Origin of the sequence: Rhizobium sp. EC-SD404, assembly GCF_902498825.1 — a bacterium.
Lineage (GTDB): Bacteria > Pseudomonadota > Alphaproteobacteria > Rhizobiales > Rhizobiaceae > Georhizobium.
Genome location: NZ_LR701459.1, coordinates 1,779,083 through 1,799,692 on the forward strand (window position 1 = coordinate 1,779,083; position 20,610 = coordinate 1,799,692).

The 20,610-nt window shown below is 62.8% G+C and carries 11 protein-coding genes; 2 read left to right on the forward strand and 9 right to left on the reverse strand.

Features of this window, described 5'->3' with window-relative positions; all coding sequences use genetic code 11:
- Positions 1 to 15: 15 nt before the first annotated feature.
- Positions 16 to 567, reverse strand: coding sequence for a dTDP-4-dehydrorhamnose 3,5-epimerase (rfbC, locus tag GC125_RS09310; protein ID WP_151985423.1), 552 nt, complete (start codon positions 565 to 567; stop codon positions 16 to 18).
- Positions 564 to 1,442 (reverse strand): glucose-1-phosphate thymidylyltransferase RfbA, encoded by an 879-nt coding sequence (gene rfbA, locus GC125_RS09315; RefSeq protein ID WP_151985424.1) that lies wholly within the window; start codon positions 1,440 to 1,442, stop codon positions 564 to 566. Before rfbA ends, rfbC begins: the two co-directional genes overlap by 4 nt.
- Positions 1,443 to 2,006: 564 nt before the next feature.
- Here rfbA and GC125_RS09320 point away from each other — a divergent pair.
- Both GC125_RS09320 and GC125_RS09325 read left to right on the forward strand, forming a co-directional pair.
- Positions 2,007 to 9,500 (forward strand): type I polyketide synthase, encoded by a 7,494-nt coding sequence (locus GC125_RS09320; RefSeq protein WP_151985425.1) that lies wholly within the window; start codon positions 2,007 to 2,009, stop codon positions 9,498 to 9,500.
- 2 nt (positions 9,501 to 9,502) lie between these two features.
- Positions 9,503 to 10,918 (forward strand): aminotransferase class I/II-fold pyridoxal phosphate-dependent enzyme, encoded by a 1,416-nt coding sequence (locus GC125_RS09325; protein ID WP_151985426.1) that lies wholly within the window; start codon positions 9,503 to 9,505, stop codon positions 10,916 to 10,918.
- An 81-nt stretch (positions 10,919 to 10,999) separates the two neighbouring features.
- Here GC125_RS09325 and GC125_RS09330 read toward each other — a convergent pair whose 3' ends face one another.
- From GC125_RS09330 to GC125_RS09360, 7 genes are all read right to left on the reverse strand, one after another.
- On the reverse strand, positions 11,000 to 12,076 hold the full coding sequence (locus tag GC125_RS09330; protein ID WP_151985427.1) for a DUF475 domain-containing protein: 1,077 nt from the start codon (positions 12,074 to 12,076) through the stop codon (positions 11,000 to 11,002).
- A gap of 96 nt (positions 12,077 to 12,172) precedes the next feature.
- Positions 12,173 to 13,678, reverse strand: a complete 1,506-nt coding sequence (locus GC125_RS09335) for a tripartite tricarboxylate transporter permease (protein ID WP_151985428.1) — start codon at positions 13,676 to 13,678, stop codon at positions 12,173 to 12,175.
- A gap of 10 nt (positions 13,679 to 13,688) precedes the next feature.
- Positions 13,689 to 14,189 (reverse strand): tripartite tricarboxylate transporter TctB family protein, encoded by a 501-nt coding sequence (locus tag GC125_RS09340; protein WP_286165448.1) that lies wholly within the window; start codon positions 14,187 to 14,189, stop codon positions 13,689 to 13,691.
- Positions 14,190 to 14,290: 101 nt separating this feature from the next.
- Positions 14,291 to 15,274, reverse strand: coding sequence for a tripartite tricarboxylate transporter substrate binding protein BugD (locus tag GC125_RS09345; RefSeq protein WP_151985429.1), 984 nt, complete (start codon positions 15,272 to 15,274; stop codon positions 14,291 to 14,293).
- A gap of 188 nt (positions 15,275 to 15,462) precedes the next feature.
- Positions 15,463 to 16,800: a sigma-54-dependent transcriptional regulator gene (locus tag GC125_RS09350; RefSeq protein WP_151985430.1), complete on the reverse strand. Its 1,338-nt coding sequence runs from the start codon at positions 16,798 to 16,800 to the stop codon at positions 15,463 to 15,465.
- Positions 16,797 to 18,653, reverse strand: a complete 1,857-nt coding sequence (locus GC125_RS09355; protein WP_151985431.1) for a sensor histidine kinase — start codon at positions 18,651 to 18,653, stop codon at positions 16,797 to 16,799. Before GC125_RS09355 ends, GC125_RS09350 begins: the two co-directional genes overlap by 4 nt.
- Positions 18,654 to 18,759: 106 nt before the next feature.
- Positions 18,760 to 20,607 (reverse strand): ABC transporter ATP-binding protein, encoded by a 1,848-nt coding sequence (locus GC125_RS09360; protein ID WP_151985432.1) that lies wholly within the window; start codon positions 20,605 to 20,607, stop codon positions 18,760 to 18,762.
- Positions 20,608 to 20,610: the final 3 nt, after the last annotated feature.

A 20,610-nucleotide genomic window follows, 5' to 3' on the forward strand; every position in this document is an offset into this window, starting at 1 on the left:
CCCACCTGCCGTCAATCAGTCAAAATGTTTCGCATCCTTCAGAGGCGGAGCCTTGCCATCCTTCTCCGACACCTGGATGACATCTGCTTCGATGTGCCAGTCGATGCCAAGCTCCGGATCATTCCAGGCGATCGCACCCTCGCACTCCGGCGCATAGGTATCGGTCGTCTTGTAGAGAAACTCGGCATGGTCGGAAAGTGTGACGAAACCATGGGCAAAGCCTGCCGGCATCCACAGCTGCCGCTTGTTCTCGGCCGACAGCACCGCACCCACATGCTGGCCGAAGGTCGGCGAAGAGCGGCGGATATCGACGGCGACGTCATAGACTTCGCCCGAGACGACGCGGACGAGCTTGCCCTGCGCGTGCGGCGGCAGCTGGTAGTGCAGGCCGCGCAACACACCACGGGACGAACGCGAATGGTTATCCTGGACGAAAGCGACGTCGGCACCGGTGCCCTCGCGGAACCGTGCCGCGTTGAAGCTCTCCATGAAGAAGCCGCGCTCGTCGCCGAACACCTTCGGCTCGATCAGGAAGACGCCCTTGAGCGCAAGTTCCTCGAACGTCATGCCAGCACCCGATCGCTGAGGAGCTGGACGAGGTAGCGGCCGTAATTGTTCTTGGCGAGCGGAGCGGCAAGCGCCTTCAGTTCATCCACATCGATCCAGCCGGAGCGATAGGCGATCTCCTCGGGGCAGGCGATCTTCAGGCCCTGGCGATGCTCCAGCGTGGCAATGAAGTTGCCGGCATCGAGCAGGCTGTCATGGGTGCCCGTGTCGAGCCAGGCATAGCCGCGCCCCATGATCTCGACGTTGAGCAGGCCCTCGTCGAGATAGAGCCGGTTCAGATCGGTGATCTCCAGCTCGCCGCGATGCGACGGTGTCAGTTGCTTCGCCTTTTCCACAACCGTGGAATCGTAAAAATAGAGCCCGGTGACAGCGTAATTCGACTTCGGCTGCTTCGGCTTCTCCTCCAGGCTCAGCACCTTGCCGTCCTTGTCGAATTCGACGACGCCATACCGCTCCGGATCCTGGACGTGGTAGGCGAAAACGCTCGCACCCGTCTCGCGCGCTGCCGCATTGTCGAGCAACCGGCGCAGATCCTCGCCATGGAAGATGTTGTCGCCGAGCACCAGCGCGCATGGCGAACCATCGAGGAAATCCGCCCCGATCAGGAACGCCTGCGCTAGGCCATCGGGTGAGGGCTGGACAGCATAGGAAAAGCTGATCCCCCAGCGCGAGCCATCGCCCAACATCTGCTCGAAGCGCGGCGTGTCCTCCGGCGTCGAGATGATCAGGATATCCCTGATGCCCGCGTGCATCAGCGTCGAGATCGGATAATAGATCATCGGCTTGTCGTAGACCGGCAGAAGCTGCTTCGAGACCGCACTCGTCACCGGATAAAGCCGTGTCCCGCTGCCGCCTGCGAGGATGATACCCTTCATGCTGAGTTCCGATCCCTGGTTGCTCGGAGGATCGATACGTCGCGCCGGTGGGCCCCGCCGAACGATACGCCGATGTCACATGCGGCGAAGAAACGGCCCAGCGGATTAAAGTCAACCGGAATCAGTTTGAAGTCCCCGATCAGAAAGACGTCGGTCCAGGGTCAGGTGACTGATCAATACATGAGAACGTGACACATCTTGTGTGATGTCAGCGCTTATGCTCCACGTTAACGAATGTGACGTTTGCACGTATAAGGTGCATCCACTTATTTTCAGGCGCTTCTGGGTTATGACCGCGCACGGAGCCGCGACCCCCTTCAATTCCGTGGGCAGCTGGCACAACTTTAGCATTCTCTCAGAGGCTAGGGCGGTCCCTCGGGCGTTTTGCCCCACTATTTTGCCTCAATCCATGCAGATTCGGCCGTAATTCGTTTTGTGTTGGATGCAGTTCAGGCTGATGGACGAAGGTCCGAGCAGTGGATGGATCGCCGCGAAAGGGTTGCATTGACTGGTCGTTCACGGCATTGACGGAGTCTTATCTTCCACAATGCTGCGTGCGGGTACATGACAGTAGAAATTATTGGCCGCGCTTGTGTCGTTCCTGGAGCGGGCAACCCGGAAGAGCTGTTCGATCTTCTCAAAAATCGGCGCTGCACGGTGACAGAGATTCCGCAGGACCGGTGGGATCATGCACGCTATTGGCATCCGCAGATCGGAACGCCCGGCAAGACTTACACATTCGCAGCCGGTGTGATCGGCGACCTGTATGCGTTCGACGCCAACGTCTTCGGCATGTCGCAGCGCGAGGCGATGCATCTCGATCCCCAGCAGCGTCTCGTGCTCGAGTTGGCATGGCGCGCTCTGGAAGATGCGAGCATCGACCAGGCGTCGATCCGCGGAGAGAACATCGGCGTTTATGTCGGCGCTTCGAGCCTCGACCACGCCAATCTTCTGTCCGAAGATCCGGCCGCCGGCGGCCCTTATTTCATGAGCGGCAACACGCTCTCGGTTGTTTCCAACCGCGTTTCTCACATCTTTGGCCTGCGTGGTCCTAGCCTTACCGTCGACACGGCCTGCTCGTCCTCTCTCGTAGCGCTCGACCAGGCGGTAAAGTCGCTGGAAGCCGGCGTTATCGATACCGCCATCGTCGGCGGCGTCAGCATCCTTGCACACCCGTTGCCTTTCGTCGGCTTTGCCCAAGCGCGCATGTTGTCGCCTGACGGGCTCTGCCGCGCCTATGACGACCGGGGCATCGGCTATGTCCGTGCTGAAGGTGGTGCCGTTTTCGTGCTGCGTCGCACGGATCGGGCAATCAAGGAGCGCGACCGCAGCTACGCGACGATCGTCGCTTCCGCCACCAATTCCGCTGGCAGGACCAACGGTATCTCGCTGCCGTCGCGTAATTCCCAGGCCGCGCTGCTGCGTTCGATCTACGGCGAAAACGGCGTCGATGTCGGCCAGCTTGCCTTCGTCGAAGGGCACGGAACCGGCACCAAGGTCGGCGATCCGGCCGAGTTGTGGTCCATCGGCACGGAAATCGGCCAGAAGCGCAGTGCGCCGCTTCCCGTCGGTTCGATCAAATCGAATATCGGCCACACGGAGCCGGCATCCGGCGTTCTTGGCCTCATGAAGGCGGTACTTGCGCTCGAGCACAATTACGTGCCGGCATCGCTGCATTTCGAAGTGCCGAACGAAAACATCGATTTCGATGCGCTCAACGTCCGCGTGGCGTCCGAACCGATCGAACTGCTGAAGAGCACGCGTCGGCGTTACGCCGGGGTCAATTCCTTCGGCTTCGGTGGCGCCAACGCCCATATCGTCATCGCCGATCCGGCGAACGATCAGCCGCGTCCGGATGCGGTGCCGGGTAGGGGCGTCTTCGTGGCGTCTGCGCAGACGGCGTCCAGCCTCGACAAGCTTTTGGGGTCCTACCGCGAAGTGCTCTCCAAGGGCAGCAAGACGCAGCGCCAGAACGTCGCCGCAGCGGCCGGCGCGAACCGGACGATGCTGAGGAGCCGTTTCGTCCTCAATACGAGCGAGCCCGACGCGATCATCCATGCGATCGATGAATACCTGAACGACCGACCAGGCGCAGCCGAAGTGGCCGACGCTCCGCTCGCCGAAGCCAAGGTGGCGTTCGTGTTCTCCGGCAACGGCTCGCAATGGGCCGGCATGGGGATCGATGCCTTCAAGCAGAACATCCATTTCAGGCAGCGCTTCACGGCGATCAGCGCGCTGTTCCAGTTGCATGCCGACGTTGTCCTGTCGGACCTTCTCTTCGCCGAGGATCTCGGTGCAAGGCTCACTGACACCAAGATTGCACAGCCATTGCTGTTTGCGGTCCAGGCCGCGCTCGCCGATACGCTTGTCAAGCTCGGCGTCAAGCCATCCGCAGTCCTCGGACATTCCGTCGGCGAGGTGGCTGCGGCCTACGCTTCCGGCGCCATCCAACTCGTCGATGCCGTCTCGATTGTCGCCAAGCGCTCCTTCCATCAGGACCGCCTTGCCGGTTTCGGCAAAATGGCCGCCGTCATGCTGTCGGCCAACGACGCAATGGATCTCGCAAAGGCCGAAGGCCTGAATGCGCTGTGCGTCGGCGCTTTCAATGCCCAGAATTCGGTCACCATGACCGGTCCGGCGGACGAGATCGAAGCGTTCCGTGACGCCGCGCGCGCGCGCAAGATCCCGGCGTCGGTCCTCGATATCAATTATCCCTTCCACCACCCGATGATCGACATGGCGCAGGAGGCGTTTCTCGCCGACCTGACGCAGATCTCGCTCCGCCCGACGGAAGTGGACTTCATTTCGACCGTCACCGGTGCCAAGCTCGACGGCAAGGCGCTCGACAGCTCCTATTGGTGGCGCAATGTGCGCGAGCCGGTGCTGTTCCAGTCGGGCGTTGAAGCCGCCATCGAGCAGGGTTGTACGGTTTTCGTGGAAATCGGCCCGCGCCCGGTCCTGGCCGCCTATCTGCGCGATGCCGTCAAGGCGCGCGGCATCCCCGGTGTCGCCATTGCGACACTTGCCAAGGAGCCGATCGGCCAGAATGGCGATCCGGTCGGACGCTCGCTGTCGCGTGCGATCGCCCACGGCGCCGCGTTCGACGCGAAATCCTGCCTCGGAGAGCGCAACGCGTTCGTGCGGCTGCCTGCCTTGCCGTTCGAAAAAGCGATCGTCAAACCGACCCGGACGACCGACGCCGTAAGCCTTTACGGCCGCGACGTCGATGAGCCCTATACGCTTGCAGGCTGGCGCGTCGATCCGCTGAGCGGCCACTGGAAGAACCATATCGATCGACATCTCTTCCCCGACCTTGCCGAGCACGTGGTCGATGGCAAGCCGATCCTGCCGGGCAGCGGTTTCATCGAGATCGCGCTGAGCGCACTGCGCCAGTACCACGAGACCGACACCGTCGAGGTGACCAATCTCGAGATCATGCGTCCGCTCGAGCTTCAGGCGACGACGCTGACCGAGCTTTCGACCGTCATCTCGCCGGAAACTGGCGATATCGAGATTCGTTCACGCGAACGTTTGAGCGACGACGACTGGACGCTGCATGCGGTCGCCCGTGGTCGGGCGCTGCGAGAAGGCAATCTCAAGGCGGCGGCGCAGAAGCCCAAGGGCATTCCGTTGCGCACCTTTACCGCTGCGGATGCCTACAAGACGGCGAAACGCTTCGGTCTTGATTATGGTCCGAGCTTCCAGCTCATGAAGCGGGCCGAGTTGTTCGAGGGCAACGTCATCGTTGCGACCTTGGCCGATGCGGCGAAGCCTGCACATCGCTACGTCAGCTACGGGCTCAATCCCGTCTCGGTCGACGCGGCGTTTCACGGCCTCGTGGCACTCTTCGGCGAATATACGGGCGCTCTCGGCGGCGCTCCTTATATTCCGGTGCGTTTCGGCCGTATCCGCCTGTTGAAGGCCGATGCCGAGCTGGCCGGTGCGCGCATCGATATCGATCGCGTGTCGGAACACTCGATCCGCGCCTCCTTCACGTTCTTCGACAAATCCGGCAATGCGATCGCGGATGCGTCCGACTGCAGGTTCCGCCGCACCTATCTGCGCCAGCATCGTACCCTTCACGACACCTCGTTCCACTACCAGGCGTTGCCTGCGATTTCGTCTGGCCTTGCCGCAAACGACCGGTCCGAGCCGCTCGCACCGGCAGCCGTCACGATCGGCGAGAACGACACGACGATCATGCTGAAGGCCGCGATCTATCGCGCCTGCCACGATATCGCGATGCGGCTTGCCGATACCCGCCATCTCGTCATGCCGCACAGCCTGCCGGAAGACGCAGGCCTGCGCAGCCATCTTGCCTATTGCCTGTTCATCCTCGAGCAGGCCGATCTTGCCCGCAATTCCGAGCGCGGCTGGGTGATCGAGCCCGACTGTGAACTTCCGCCGCTCGACCAGATCCTCGCCGATATCGTCAGGGGCGATCCGGCCCGTGCTGTCGAAGCGGTTTTGGTCAACGACGCCTATCGCGAGACCATACACCGGTTGGACAGCCTTGCCGCCGGCGCCGACATCGCCGAGCACAACGGCAGCTTCATCGCGGAAGCCACGCGGTGGCACTACGACATGCATGGCGCGGGCGCCCAGTTCCGCTCGGCTGCATTGATCGACGCCCTTGCAGCATCGCTCAAAGCCGCGACGGCCCGTCCGTCGGGTCAGCTGCGCGTGCTCGAACTGGAAAGCGTATCGACTGCGCTCAGCCGCCGCATGGCCGATCTGGTTCGACGCCATGGCGGAAGTCTGGTGGTTGCCGAAGGACGCGACGGAGCCCGTCGCCGCCTGGAAATCGAGTTCGAGAAAGAGCCGCGCGTCGACGTCATCGAGCCGCAGGCGCTTGCGCCCGATGCCGGCTTCGACATCGTGGTCAGCGCCTCCAACGCGCTCTATGGCCTGCTGGAAAACAGCGCCGACTACCGACAGCGCCTGAAATCCGCACTGCGCCCTGAAGCGCGGTTGCTGTTTATGAGCGATGCACCCCACGCGCTGGTCGATTTCGTCTTCGGTCTGAGCGACGATTGGTTCGCCGGCAGCCAGGATCCCTTGTTCCCGGTCGGACGCTACGGTGGCAGCGAAGACTGGCAGCGGCTGTTCAAGCTCGCCGGTCTGCCGACCGCGCAGGTCGAAACACTGTCGCCCGGCTCGGGCCCCGTTCTCGCCGTTCAGGGGCACGTCCCCGAAACCGTCGCAGCGTTGGTTGCGGCACAGGCTGCTGATGCAGGCGCTCCGATCATCGTGGCGAGTGCCGAGGCGAAAAACGCAGCGCGATCGTTCGGCTCGGGTTCGCTTCATACGCTCACCGGCCAGATGGAAGACGACATCGCGCTGGTCGATCAGGCCGTCAGCGCAGCCGTCGAACAGGGCAGGCCGCTTCTTTACCTCTGCTCGGGAGAAACGACAGAAGCCGGATCTGAAACGCTTCTGCGTCACACCACCTATCTGAGCGCCGTGGCCGAGGCCTTCGCACGGTTCGGCGGAGAAGGTCTCACCCCGGTGCCAAATCTCGTCGTCGTGATGGCGGGCGGTGCCCCTGGCGGCAAGTCCAGCGAAGATGCGTTTTCCGCAACCAACAGCGGTGTCTGGACCTTCCTGCGCGTCCTGAAAAACGAATACAGCTTCATCGACGTGACGAGCTTCGATACCGGCAGTGCCGAGATCGACGACGCGCTCGCGGCTTTGGTCACAGCGCAGCTTGCTGGCAATGGCAAGGACCGCGAATTCGTGCTGGACGCGACCTCAGGCACCTTCAGCCGCCTGCGCGCAGTGCAGGGTCCGGTCACGTCCGACGTCTCGCGGACACGTGCATTCGATGGCGCGACGATCCGCCAGCTGGTCGCCTCGCAACTCGGCAGCATCGTCTGGGAAGAGGTCGCACACGAAAAGACACCCGGACCACGTGAAGTCGTGGTCGATGTCGCCGCGACCGGCCTCAACTTCCGCGACGTCATGTGGGGCATGGGCCTGCTGCCCGAAGAGGCGCTCGAAGATGGCTTTGCCGGCGCGACGATCGGCATGGAATGCTCGGGACGGATTGCGGCCGTAGGATCAGATGTCGAAGGGTTCGCGCCCGGTGATGCGGTAATGGCCATCGGCCCGGCCGCGTTTTCGACGCAGATGGTGGTCGATGCTGCCGGCGTTGCGCCGTTGCCGCCCGAGATCGACATTGTATCCGGTGCGACGCTGCCGGTGGCGTTCCTGACTGCCTATTACAGTCTCGTCGAACTCGGCCGGCTTCAACCGGGCGAAACTGTGCTGATCCATGGCGGCGCCGGTGGCGTCGGTCTGGCTGCCCTGCAGGTTGCCAAGCAGCAGGGCGCTCGGGTGTTCGCAACGGCCGGCACGGTCGAAAAGCGCCGCTATCTGGAAATGCTCGGCGTCGATGCCGTGTTCGACTCCCGCTCCCTCAATTTCGTCGACGAGGTGCTGGAAGCGACCGGCGGCGAAGGCGTGGATGTCGTTCTGAACTCGCTTTTCGGCGACGCGATGGAACTCTCCATCGGCCTCGTGAAGCCGTTTGGCCGGTTCCTGGAGCTCGGCAAGCGTGATTACTATGCCGACAGCAAGATCGGTCTGCGCCCGTTCCGTCGCAATGTCAGCTATTTCGGCATCGATGCCGATCAGCTGCTCGTGGCGAAGCCTGAACTGACACGACGCCTGTTCAAGGATCTCTCGGTGTTCTTCGCACGCGGTGACTTCACCGCGCTGCCATACCGTCAATTTGCCTTCGATGAGATCCGTGGCGCGTTCCGCCTCATGCAGGGCTCTGGTCATATCGGCAAGATCGTCATCACGCCGCCGGTATCGGGCGTCGACGAAGTGCGCCGGGCATCCGGCGTCAAAATGTCGGTCGATCCGCGCGGCGTCCATCTCGTCGTCGGCGGCATCGGCGGTTTCGGCCTCGCGGCGGCCTCGTGGCTGGTCGACATGGGCGCCAAGAAGATCGCTCTATGCTCGCGTGGCGGTCGTGCGGATCAGGAAACGGAAGCGGCCATCGCCACTTGGGCGGAGAAGGGCGTTATCGCGAGCGTCCACGCCTGCGACGTCACCGATGAGGCGCAGGTCGATCATCTGTTACAGCGCTTGCGTCGAGACGCACCGCTGAAGACCGTGATCCACGCTGCCATGGTTCTCGACGATGCGCTGATTTCGAACCTGACGCCGAACCGCAACCGTCCGGTCATCGAGGTGAAGGCACTCGGCGCCGCCAATCTCGACCGGCTGACGCGCGTCGACGAACTCGATCATTTCATTCTCTTCTCGTCGGCGACGACGCTGATCGGCAATCCCGGCCAGGCGAACTATGTGGCGGCCAACGGCTACCTCGAAGGCCTCGCCCGCGCCCGCCGCGCCGAGAAATTGCCGGCGCTTGCGATCGGCTTCGGCGCAATCGGCGATGTCGGCTTCCTGTCCAAGAACGAGGCGGTCGGCGAACTGCTCGCCAAGCGCATCGGCGACAGCGCGCTCGCCTCGCACGAGGCGCTGGAACTGGTTGCCAACTACGTTGCACAGGATCCAGGAACGGTGGATGCCGCCGCCGTGATGATCTCGCAGATCGATTGGGCAACGGCTCATAATCTGGCCATTTCCAAGACGGCGTTGTTCGAAACGGTGCTGCGTGCCGTCGACCAGTCGGCACTGACGGCCGATGGTGGCGAGATCGATCTCGTCGCGATGATCGCCGGCAAGTCCTCCGACGACGCCCAGCAGATCCTGTACGATCTGATTGCAGGCGAAATCGCGGGCATCCTGCGCATTCCGATCGACAGCATTTCACGCAACCGTGTCTTGAAGGAAATCGGTCTCGATAGTCTGATGGCGATCGAGGTGGGCTTGGGCTTCCAGAAGCGCACGGGTTTCGAGATGCCGTTGAGCGGCGTGTCGGACACGACGACGGTCGGCGATATCGCGGTCAAACTCTATGATCGCGTGCAGAAGGCAGCCGGCGCAGATGATGCCGAGGAGCAACCTGCACCGGAAGGCGCAGGCCTTGTCGGATCGCTGGTCCAGAAGCACATCGAGAATCGTCAGGCAGGGGCGCCATAGGAATGAGTGAAGACTCCAAGTCGGCGAACGGCACCGGAAACTCAACCGGTCGGGCCGTTCGCTCCAGCGTGCTCGATTACATGCGCAAGAGCAGCAACACCGCTGCGCCCGATCGGTTCGACCGCTCGACGAGGCGTGCGGCTGTCAGCCGCAGTCTGCGCGCGACGCCTTCCTTCGAGGACCTGCCGGAATACAAGCAGGTCGTCGCCCAGCGCTCGGCCGGCGAGCAGCTCGGTATGGGCAATCCCTTCTATCGCGCCCACGAGGGATCGGCCGGCGCGACCACGCGCATCGACGGTCAGGACCTGATCAATTTCGCGTCCTACGATTATCTGGGGCTCAACCGGCATCCGAAGGTGATGGAAGCCGCCAAGGCCGCGATCGATCGCTATGCGATCTCGGCTTCCGCCAGCCGTCTGGTCGGTGGCGAGCGCCCGATCCATACGCAGCTGGAACAGCAGATCGCCCGCATCTACGACGTGGAGGCGGCCGTTACCTTCGTCAGCGGCTATCTCACGAACGTCGCCGTGATCAGCGCTCTGCTTGGTCCGAACGATCTCGTCATCCACGACGAGCTGATCCACAACAGCGCCGTCTCCGGCATCCGCCTCTCGGGCGCTACGCGGCGGTTCTTCAAGCACAACGATCTGAAGAACCTCGAAGAGCTTCTGATGGCGACTGCCGGCGAATATCGCCGCACGATGGTCATCGTCGAGGGCGTTTATTCCATGGACGGCGATATCGCCGACCTTCCGGGTCTAGTGAAGCTGAAGGACGATTACGGCTTCTGGCTGATGGTCGACGAAGCGCATTCGCTCGGCGTTCTCGGCCAGCGCGGCTTCGGCACGATGGAGCATTTCGGCACCGCGCCGGACGACGTCGACATCCGCATGGGAACGCTTTCGAAGACGACATCGTCCTGCGGCGGCTACGTGGCCGGAACGAGCGCTCTGATCGATGTCCTCAAGGCGTCGGCCGGTGGCTTCGTCTATAGCGTCGGTCTGGCACCGGTGCTCGCGGCAGCAGCCAGCGCAAGCCTTGAGGCGCTTTGCGACGAGCCGGAGCGCACCGAAAAACTCAAGCGAAACGGCCGCTACTTCGTGGAAGCTGCGACCCGGGCAGGCCTCGATACGGGCCTGAGTGTCGGCTATTCGGTCGTGCCGATCATGGTGGGCGACAGCGTGCGCGCTGCGCGGCTATCCAACGATCTGATCGCCGATGGGGTGAACGTGCTGCCGATCATTCACCCAGCGGTTCCGGAAGGTCAGGCACGCCTTCGCTTCTTCATCACCAGCGATCATACGTTCGAGCAGTTGGACCATTCGATCGCCGTGACCGAAAAGCGCTTGCGCGAGCTGGAAGCAGCCAATTTCGGGGTCTCTTCCGTCGACTTCGCCGCTCTTTCCAAGTTCATCTGAAACTTTAAGCGACGCAATGAAAAAGCCCGAGGCTGCAGATCGCAGCCTCGGGCTTTTTTGTTCAGATATTTCTTTCGAGCGTCAGTGCGCGTGCGTCGCCGGTTCGACGTCGCTGCCTTCAACGCCGTGCTTGCGATTGTAGCGGATCGACGACCAGAGTGAGAGGCCGATGAGGGCTGCGCCGCCAAGGCCGGTGATCACTTCCGGAATGTGGGTCAGCGACTGCGCGTACATGATCACCGAGAGGATCAAGATGGCGTAGAAGGCGCCATGCTCGAGGTAGCGGTACTGGGCGAGGGTTCCCTTTTCCACCAGCATGATGGTCATCGAACGCACATACATGGCGCCGATGCCGAGGCCGATGGCGATGATGAAGAGGTTGTTCGTCAGCGCGAATGCACCGATCACGCCGTCGAACGAGAACGATGCATCGAGCACTTCGAGATAGAGAAACGCCCCGAAGCCGCCCTTGGCTGCGCCTTCCAGCGCCGCCTGCTGCTGGTCGAGCACGTTACCGAGCACGTCGACCGCGAGGAACGTGACGAGACCGTAGATCGCCGACAGAACGAACGTGGCCGAATCCGCTTCATCCAGGAACGAAGCGAAGGTCAGCATCAGGATCAGCACGAAGGCGATTTCGACGCCCTTGATCGCTGCGAACTTGGAAACCCGCGACTCGATCGCGTGCACCCAGTGAATGTCCTTGTGCTCATCGAAGAAATAGGTGAGCGCGACCATCATGAGGAAGGTGCCGCCGAAGGCTGCGATCGAGAGATGGGCTTCGCCCATGATGCGCGAATACTCTTCCGGCTCGGCGATCGCCAGCTGGATAGCGGCCCAGGGACCGACATTCGCCGCGATGACGACGATCAGCAGAGGAAAGACGATGCGCATGCCGAAGACGGCGATCAAGATGCCCCACGTCAGGAAGCGCTGCTGCCAGACCGGGGTCATTTCCTTCAGCTTGTTGGCGTTCACGATCGCGTTGTCGAACGACAGCGAGATCTCGAGGACCGCCAGGACCACGCAGATGAAGAAGATGGACAGGGTGCCGGAGACAGTGCCGGTGAAGTTCCATCCCACCCAGGCGCCGAGCGCGAGGCCGACGGCGGTGACGATGAATGCCCACGTGAAGTAACTGTAGCTCGATTTTTCCATTAGGAAGCCTTGGGGGTAGGGGGTGCCGCCGGGCGGCATGATGCCGCACCTATACTCAGTGCCGCGCGCGAGACAAGCGCGCGGCATCAAAATTAATCAATCGTCTTCGACAAAGACCTCTTCGCGCTTCTTGCGCACCGAAGGCAACACCGCAACGATGACTGCAGCGACCGCGAAGGCGAGAAGCACTGCCGAAATCGGACGTTCGACGAAGATCATCGGATCGCCACGCGAGATGATCATGGCGCGGCGCAAATGCTCTTCGAGCAACGGGCCGAGAACGAAACCGAGCAGCAGAGGAGCCGGCTCGCATCCCAGCTTCACGAGCAGGTAGCCGATGAAGCCGAACACCACGATGGCATACACATCGAAGACATTGAGGTTGATCGAGTAGCAGCCGATGCAGGCAAAGGCGATGATCGCCGGGAAGAGCACCTTGTAGGGGATCGTCAGAAGCTTAACCCAAAGGCCGATCAGCGGCAGATTGAGCAGGACGAGCATCAGATTGCCGACCCACATCGACACGATGATGCCCCAGAAGAGAACGGGCTCGTCGTTGATCACGTTCGGCCCGGGCGTGATGCCCTGGATGATGAACGCGCCGATCATGAGCGCCATGACGGGGTGCGCCGGAATGCCGAGCGTCAGCATCGGAATGAACGAGGTCTGCGCGCCGGCATTGTTGGCGGATTCCGGTCCCGCAACGCCCTCGATCGCGCCTTTTCCGAACGTCTCGGGGTGTTTTGAGACGCGCTTTTCGAGCGAGTAGGAGGCAAAGGACGACAGCACGTGTCCGCCGCCCGGCAGAATGCCGAGGACCGATCCGAGCGCGGTGCCGCGCAGCACCGGCGCGATGATGCGCTTGAAATCGTCCTTGGTCAGCCAGAGGTTCTCGACCTTCTTGACCAGAACTTCGCGCGTGGTCTCGTTCTCGAGATTGCGAAGGATCTCGGCGACGCCGAACACCCCGACTGCGACCGAAACGAAGTTGATGCCCGAATAAAGCTCGAAGAAGCCGAAGGTGAAGCGCGGCGTGCCGGTGTAGATGTCCTGGCCGACCATGCCGAGCAGCAACCCCAGCACGATCATCGCGAGCGCCTTCAGCACGGAGCCATGGGCCAGAGCGATCGAGGCGAGAAGCCCGAGCACGATCAGCGAGAAATACTCCGGCGCCCCGAAATTCAGCGCAGCGCGGGCAAGCGGCGGTGCTGCGACTGCTAGGATCAGCGTGGCCACCGTGCCGGCGAAGAACGAGCCAAGCGCTGCGGTGGCGAGCGCCGGACCGGCTCGCCCTTGCTTGGCCATCTCGTAGCCGTCGATCGCGGTGACGGCGGAAGAGGACTCACCAGGCAGATTGATCAGGATCGCCGTGGTCGATCCGCCATACTGCGCGCCGTAATAGATGCCGGCGAGCATGATCAAGGCTGTGACGGGCTCGAATGAGAAGGTGATCGGCAACAGCATCGCGATTGTTGCGGTTGGGCCGATACCCGGAAGCACACCCACGAGCGTGCCGAGCAGAACGCCGACGAAGCAGTAAAGCAGGTTGGTCGGGTCTAGGGCAGCGGAAAAGCCGATGCCGAGATTGGCGAGAAGTTCCATCGGCTGATCCTCAGAGTGGCAGCCACGGGCCGAACAGCGTGATCGGCACGCCAAGCCCGTAGATGAAGATGGTGACGCAAGCTGTGGTGATCGCGACGGAGAGGATGAAGGCGCTCAGGAGCGTGTTGCGACGGCTCGCGAGGCTTGCCAGCATCAGCGTGATGAAAAGGCTGGGCACCATGCCGAGGCCGCGGATGGTGAAGCCGAAAAAGGCGATGGCACTGAGAAGCAGCACCATCCCGCGCCACGGCATGATGCCGAATTCGGAAGGCTGTGCGTCGCGCGCCATGCCTTTCACGACGATGGCGATGCCGAGAATGCACATGAGACCGGCAAGCACGAGCGGGAAGTACCCCGGTCCCATGCGCAGCGCCGTTCCGATCTGGTAACCGGAGGCGGCATAGCCGAACGCGATGCCGATCCCGATGAAGATCAGGCCGGACGCGATATCATTGAAGGATTTCTGGTTGCCCATGGAGAGTCGTCGCTCCCTGCGGCGCGGAACGTCCATGTCCGCAGCCTTGGCCGCATCAGCGGCAGTCCTCGATCAAGAAGATGTCCGGGGCGCGTCTTGGCGCACCCCGGATCGTTTTCGTCAGCCGAAGCGGCTGATTACTGGGCCATCTCGCCCGCAGCTTCGATGATCGGAGCCCACAGGTCGATCTGCTCGGAGAGATACGCTTCGTGTGCTTCCGGCGTGGCGTCTTCCTGCGAGACCGGCACGGTGCCAAGCTCGGCGAAGCGGGTGATGACGTTTTCGTCCTGAAGCGCCGTCTGCAGAGCGGCGGTCAGCTTTTCGATGACTTCCGGCGGCGTGCCGGCCGGAGCGTAGAGGCCGTGCCATACGCCGACCTGGAACTCTTCGAGACCGGCTTCAGCCGTGGTCGGGAGATCCGGCAGCGCGTCGAGGCGATCCGGTGTTGTCACGGCATAGCCTTTGACTTCGCCGCTGGTGATCTGGCCGGTCGTGTTGGTGGTCTGGTCGCACATGAAGTCGACCTGGCCACCGAGAAGATCGGTCATGGCAGGACCCGTGCCCTGATACGGGACAGTGGTGACCTGCGTGTCGATCGCGCTCATGAAGAGCAGGCCACAAAGATGCGACGCAGCGCCGATTCCGGCATTGGCGTAGGTGACGCTATCGGCATTTTCCTGAACGTAGGTGACGAGCTCTTCGAACGTGTTCGGCTCGAAATCCTTGCGTGCGATGACGGTCATCGGGACGTTCGTGACCAGGCCGATCATCTCGAAATCTTCGAGCGGGCTGTAGGCGAGGTCCGGATAGAGCGTCGGCGCGGTCGACATGCCGATGTGGTGCATCAGGATCTGGTAACCGTCGGCGGGCGCATTCGCCACCTGGGTACCGGCCAGCGTACCACCGGCACCGGCGACGTTCTGCACGATGACCTGCTGTCCGAGTTCGGCCGACATAGGCTCTGCGACGAGGCGCGTGACGGTGTCGGTCGGGCCGCCGGCAGCAAAGGGCACGACGATGGTGACCGGGCTGGTCGGATAGTCTTCCTGAGCGAAAGCGATGCCTGCGCCGGCAGACGTCATTGCAGCCGCCGCCAGAAGAGCGGTCGTAAGTCTTTTCATGATTTCCTCCCAATCGGTGAAGCCACCGGCAGACCGCCAGTGGAGATCGCGGGCCATTAAGGGCGGCTCTTAACCTCTTGGCAATATGTCAATGACCCATCCCGCGTGATTGCTCTGAACGATCTTCCAAAATGGGTGGATTTCGTAACATCACCGGTGCGTGGTGGGTCGTTCGCGACCCATCGGCATCAGTTCTGGTTATGGTCGCGGCGATCAAGGCCGTAGCGCTGCATCTTCTCGTAGAGTGTCTTGCGGGAGATTCCGAGTTCTTCATAGACCGGCTTGAGGGTCCCGCCATGGGCGGTGAGTAAGCCAGCGATGACGCCGCGCTCGAATTCGGAGACGCGCTCCGACAGTCTGTTGGAGACGGTGACCGGCTCGGCTTCGGTGGCGAGGCCGAGCCCGATGACGTAGCGCTCCGCCGCGTTGCGCAGCTCCCGTACATTGCCGGGCCAGAGCCGGTTGGAAACCTCGCTCATGACGGAGGGCGGCACGTCGATGTCTTCCCGTCGATGCCTCGCCGCCGCCTCGCGAACGAGCTGGAGAAAAAGCAGCGGCACGTCTTCCCGCCGTGATTGCAGCGATGGAACCCTGAGCGTCACGACATTCAGGCGATAGAGCAGGTCGGCCCTGAACCTTCCGGCGGCGACTTCATCGTCGAGCTCCGTCTTGCTCGTGGCCACGAAGCGCACATCGAGCGGCAAGGTCTCGTTGGAGCCGAGCCGACTGATCACCCTGTCCTGGATGACGCGCAGAAGTTTTGCCTGGAGATCGATCGGCATCGAGCCGATCTCGTCCAGCAGCACGGTGCCGCCGCGCGCATGCTCGAATTTGCCGTAGCGGGCGCGCATGGCACCCGGAAACGCGCCTGCCTCGTGGCCGAACAGCTCGCTTTCGATCAGAGCCTCGGGAAGGGCGGCGCAATTGATTGCGATGAACGGCTTGCCGGCGCGGGACGAAAAATCATGCAGCGCGCGCGCCACGACCTCCTTGCCGCTCCCGGTCTCGCCGATGATGAGCACGTCGGCGTCGGTGGCGGCAACGGCGCGTAGCCGATAACGCAGATCGATCATCACCGGCGTGCGCCCCGGCATGCGGGCTTCCACGTCGTCGCTTTTGCCGGCGACTGCGCGCAGCAGGCGGTTTTCGAGCACCAGCCGGCGCCGATCGATCGCCCGGGCCGCCACATCGGCAAGGTGTTGGGAGGTGAATGGCTTCTCGATGAAGTCATAGGCCCCTTCGCGCATCGCCCGAACCGCAAGCTGCACGTCGCCGTGACCGGTCGCGAGGATGACGGGTATGTCCGGATCGATCTCGTGGATGCGGCCCATCAGGGTCATCCCATCCATCGCCGGCATGCGGATGTCGGTAATGACGATGCCGTTGAAGCCTTGCGTCGCAAGTTCGAGCGCCGCCTCCGCTTGGCCCAGGCTGCGAACCTGAAATCCGGCAAGATCGAGCGACTGGGCTGCGGAGCGTCTGACTTCCTCCTCGTCGTCGATGAAGAGAACGAGCGGCGCCTTCATTCGGCGGCCTCGCTGAGCGTGAGTTCGGCAGCATCAAGCGCGATCGTGAAGACCGCACCGCCGTCTGGATGACGCGCCACGCTCAGATTTCCACCGAAGTCCTTGACGATGTTGTAGGAAATCGAGAGTCCGAGCCCCAGGCCCTTGCCGACGCCCTTCGTCGAGAAGAAGGGGTCGAAGACACGCCCGACAATGCCATCCGGCACGCCGGGGCCGCGGTCGCGAACGGCGATCAGCACCTGTGAGCCGGAAGTGTGGGCCGTCAGGTCGATCCGGCGATCGTCCAGCCCTTCGACGGCATCTGCCGCGTTGGAGATGATGTTGACCAGCACTTGCTGCAGCCTGACGGGGCCGGCGCAGACCACCGGTGGAACAGGGCCGAGATCGATATGGATGTCCGCATCGGCCGCCTTCAGCCGCCATGCGATGACCTCCATCGTGTCGGCAACCACCTGTTCGAGCGGAACGGCGCGCAGTTGCCGGTTCGGCATGCGCGCGAAATTGCGCAGATGCTTGCTGATCGAAGCCATGCGCTCGGTCAGCTTGGAGATGCGGGCGATGTTGTCGCTGGCCTCGACGACGCGGCCACGCTCGATCAGCACTGCCGCGTTGTCGGCATAGTTCCTGACGGCGGCCAGCGGCTGGTTGAACTCGTGCGACAGCGCAGCCGACATTTGGCCAAGCGCTGCGAGCTTGCCTGCCTGTACGAGATCGGTCTGGGTCTGGCGCAATTGCTGTTCCGTCGCCCGGCGCTCGCTGACTTCCGTTTCGAGCTGCCGGTTGACGGCTGCGAGATCGGCGGTCCGTTCCTCCACCCTCTGTTCCAGCTGCTCGCGTGCGGCACTTTGCAGGCGCGTGCGCTCCTCGAGCCGGGCGCTGCGCTGCAGGATGAATGCTGCGGCAAGCGTTGCCAGCCCGAGCACCATGAGCGCGGCAGCGACGAGCGTGAGCGCTTGGGTGCGCGCCGATGTCGTGTCGAGAAGAACCCGCACCGTCCACCCGGCCTCGTCCATCGGCTCGTTGAGCACGAGGAACTCCTGAGATGCGCGCGGCTCGCCGATCGCGATCAGCTGGTGGTCTTCGACGGCGCGGGCGCGCCGAAGGGGCAGATCGGCGAGGTCCGCATCGGCATAGCGCCGCGAGATCTGCGTGCGTTCGATCCTGTCCGGCGTTAGAGGTTCCAGCGCAGAATAGAGCCATTCGGGACGGCTCGTCATGAAGACGATCTGTTCCGGATCGGTGACGATGATCTCGCTGTCGCCGCCAGCCCAGGTCGCCTCGATCGTGTCGACATCGACCTTGAAGACGACGACGCCGCGCACTTCGGCACCGATCCGGATCGGCGCGGAAAAGTAATAACCCCGCTTCAGCGAGGTGGTGCCCAGCGCGAAGAAGCGGCCCTGGCGGCCCTCAGCGGCCTCGGTGAAATAGGGCCGATAGGAGAAATTCTCGCCGACGAAGGAGACGTCGCCGTCGAAATTGCTCGCCGCGATCGTCTCGCCGTTCGGCAACATCACGTAGATGTCTGAGGAGTTCAGCAGTGCGTTGATGCGCTTCAGGTACGCGTTGCCGCGCTGGCGCAGAGCCTCGTTGTCGGCATCGATCACCATCGCCTGGATGATGGGATAGTCTGCGACGACCGACGGCAGTGCCTCATAGCGTCTGAGATGGCCCCGCAGGGCCGCAACCGCAAGCCGCAAGGTGGTCTGAGCGCGGGTCTCGGCTTCGTCGAGATAGGCACGTTGAGCCAGTGGGGCGCCAAGCGCCACGATCAGGGTGGCGAGGATGGCGAAGGACGCTCCAAGCAACAGCCAACGCTGCAACGGTGACACGACTCTCAATGCTCGGCCCATCCTGATTGGGGGCACCATCGCGTGCCGGCCCCTATGCGGCACTATACCCGAGCGCCGGCCCTGCACAACAAATCAGCACGGCAAATCAGGCCCTTGAACGGCGCCGTCAGGACCGCGCCGCTTTCGAGATCTCCTCGACGGTCCCGCTTTCGCGCGGCGCTTCGCCGGTCTGGATGCTCCAAAGCGTGCGGTAGAGTCCAGGCTGGTGGATCAGTTCTGCATGGGTGCCGGATTGGGTGAGCCGGCCCTGTTCCATCACGTGGATAGTGTCCGCATGGACGACGGTCGACAAACGGTGCGCAACGAGGATGACGGTGCGCTGGCCGCGCATCTTAGCGAGCGAACGCTGGATCGCGGCTTCCGTCTCATTGTCGACGGCGCTGGTCGCCTCATCGAGAATGAGAATGCGTGGATCGAGCAGAAGGGCACGTGCTAGCGCAATGCGCTGACGCTGTCCGCCCGATAGTTTCTGTCCATACTCGCCGATGGAGGTGTCGTAGCCATCGGGCAGGGCATTGATGAACCCGTCCGCTTCCGCCAGCCGGGCTGCCGCGATCACCTCGTCTCGTGCGGCATCGGGGCGACCATAGGCGATGTTGTCGGCGACGGAGCCGGCGAACAGAGTCACTTCCTGCGGCACCCAGGCCATGGAGCGCCGAAGAGCCTTGACCGTCCAGCGATCGAGCGTGACGTCGTCGAGCGCGATGGACCCGGACTGGGGATCGAGGAAACGGCCGATCAGCTTGATCAGGGTCGACTTGCCGCCGCCGGTCGGTCCGACGAGGGCCACCGTGTGGCCGGCGGGAATGTCGAGGTCGATGCCGTTGACGCCGCCATTGCTCGTCTCGTAGCGGAAAGCGACGCCTTTCAGGGCGAAGCGGCCATCGACGGGAGCGTCATGGGTGCCTTCGTCCTTGGCGATCGGCTCGTTGAGCAGGCTGAGAATGCGCCGCGTCGACGCCATCGCGCGCTCGTAGAGATCGACGACTTCCGCAAGGCCGGTCATCGGCCACAGCAGCCGCTGGGTGAGGAAGACGAGAAGTCCGTAAGCGCCGACTTCCATCGTACCGTTGAGCGTCATCCAGCCGCCGATGAGAAACGTCGCCAGGAAGCCCGATAGGATCGCCATGCGAATGATCGGTATGAACGCGGACGAAATGCGGATTGCGGCGCGGTTGGCCGTCAGATAGCCGACGCTTTCCTGTGAAAGCGCTTCCGTCTCGCGCTCTTCGGCGCCAAAGGCACGGATCGTTGCCAAGCCCTGCAGGTTCGTCGTCAGCTTCGCGCCGAGCTGGCCGGCACGCGCGCGCACCGTGTCGTAGCGGCTCTGCGCGCGTTTTTGAAACCAGAACGCACCGAAAATGATGGCCGGAACCGGCAGGAACGCGACGACGGCAATGAGCGGCGACACGATGAAGAAGACCGTGCCGACGAGAATAACGGCCGCGAAGGTCTGGATCAGCGTGTTGGCGCCACCGTCGAGGAACCGCTCGAGCTGGTTGATGTCGTCGTTGAGGATGGTGACGAGGTTGCCGGACCGCTGCTCCTCGAAGAACCGTGTCGGCAGGTATTGCGCATGGTTATAGCAAAGGATGCGCAACCGGTGCTGCACGTCCTGGGCAAGCCCGCGCCAGAGGACCTGGTAGATATATTCGAACAAGGACTCGCCGAACCAGATGAGGAAGGTGGCGATGCCGAGCGCGATCAGCTGATCGGTCGGATCGCTCAATCCAAGCTGCGCGACGAAGGACGCTTCGCCGCGTACCACCACATCGAGCGCTATGCCGATGAGGATTTCCGGCATCACGTCGAAGATCTTGTTGATGATCGAGGAGGCCGTCGCCATGACGACGCGGCGGCGTTCGTCGCGGATCAGTCGGAAGAGCACCACCAGCGGATGGCCGCGCGTCAGATCTGCATTGTCGAGGTGAATACGGGACGGACGGTCGGCCATGGT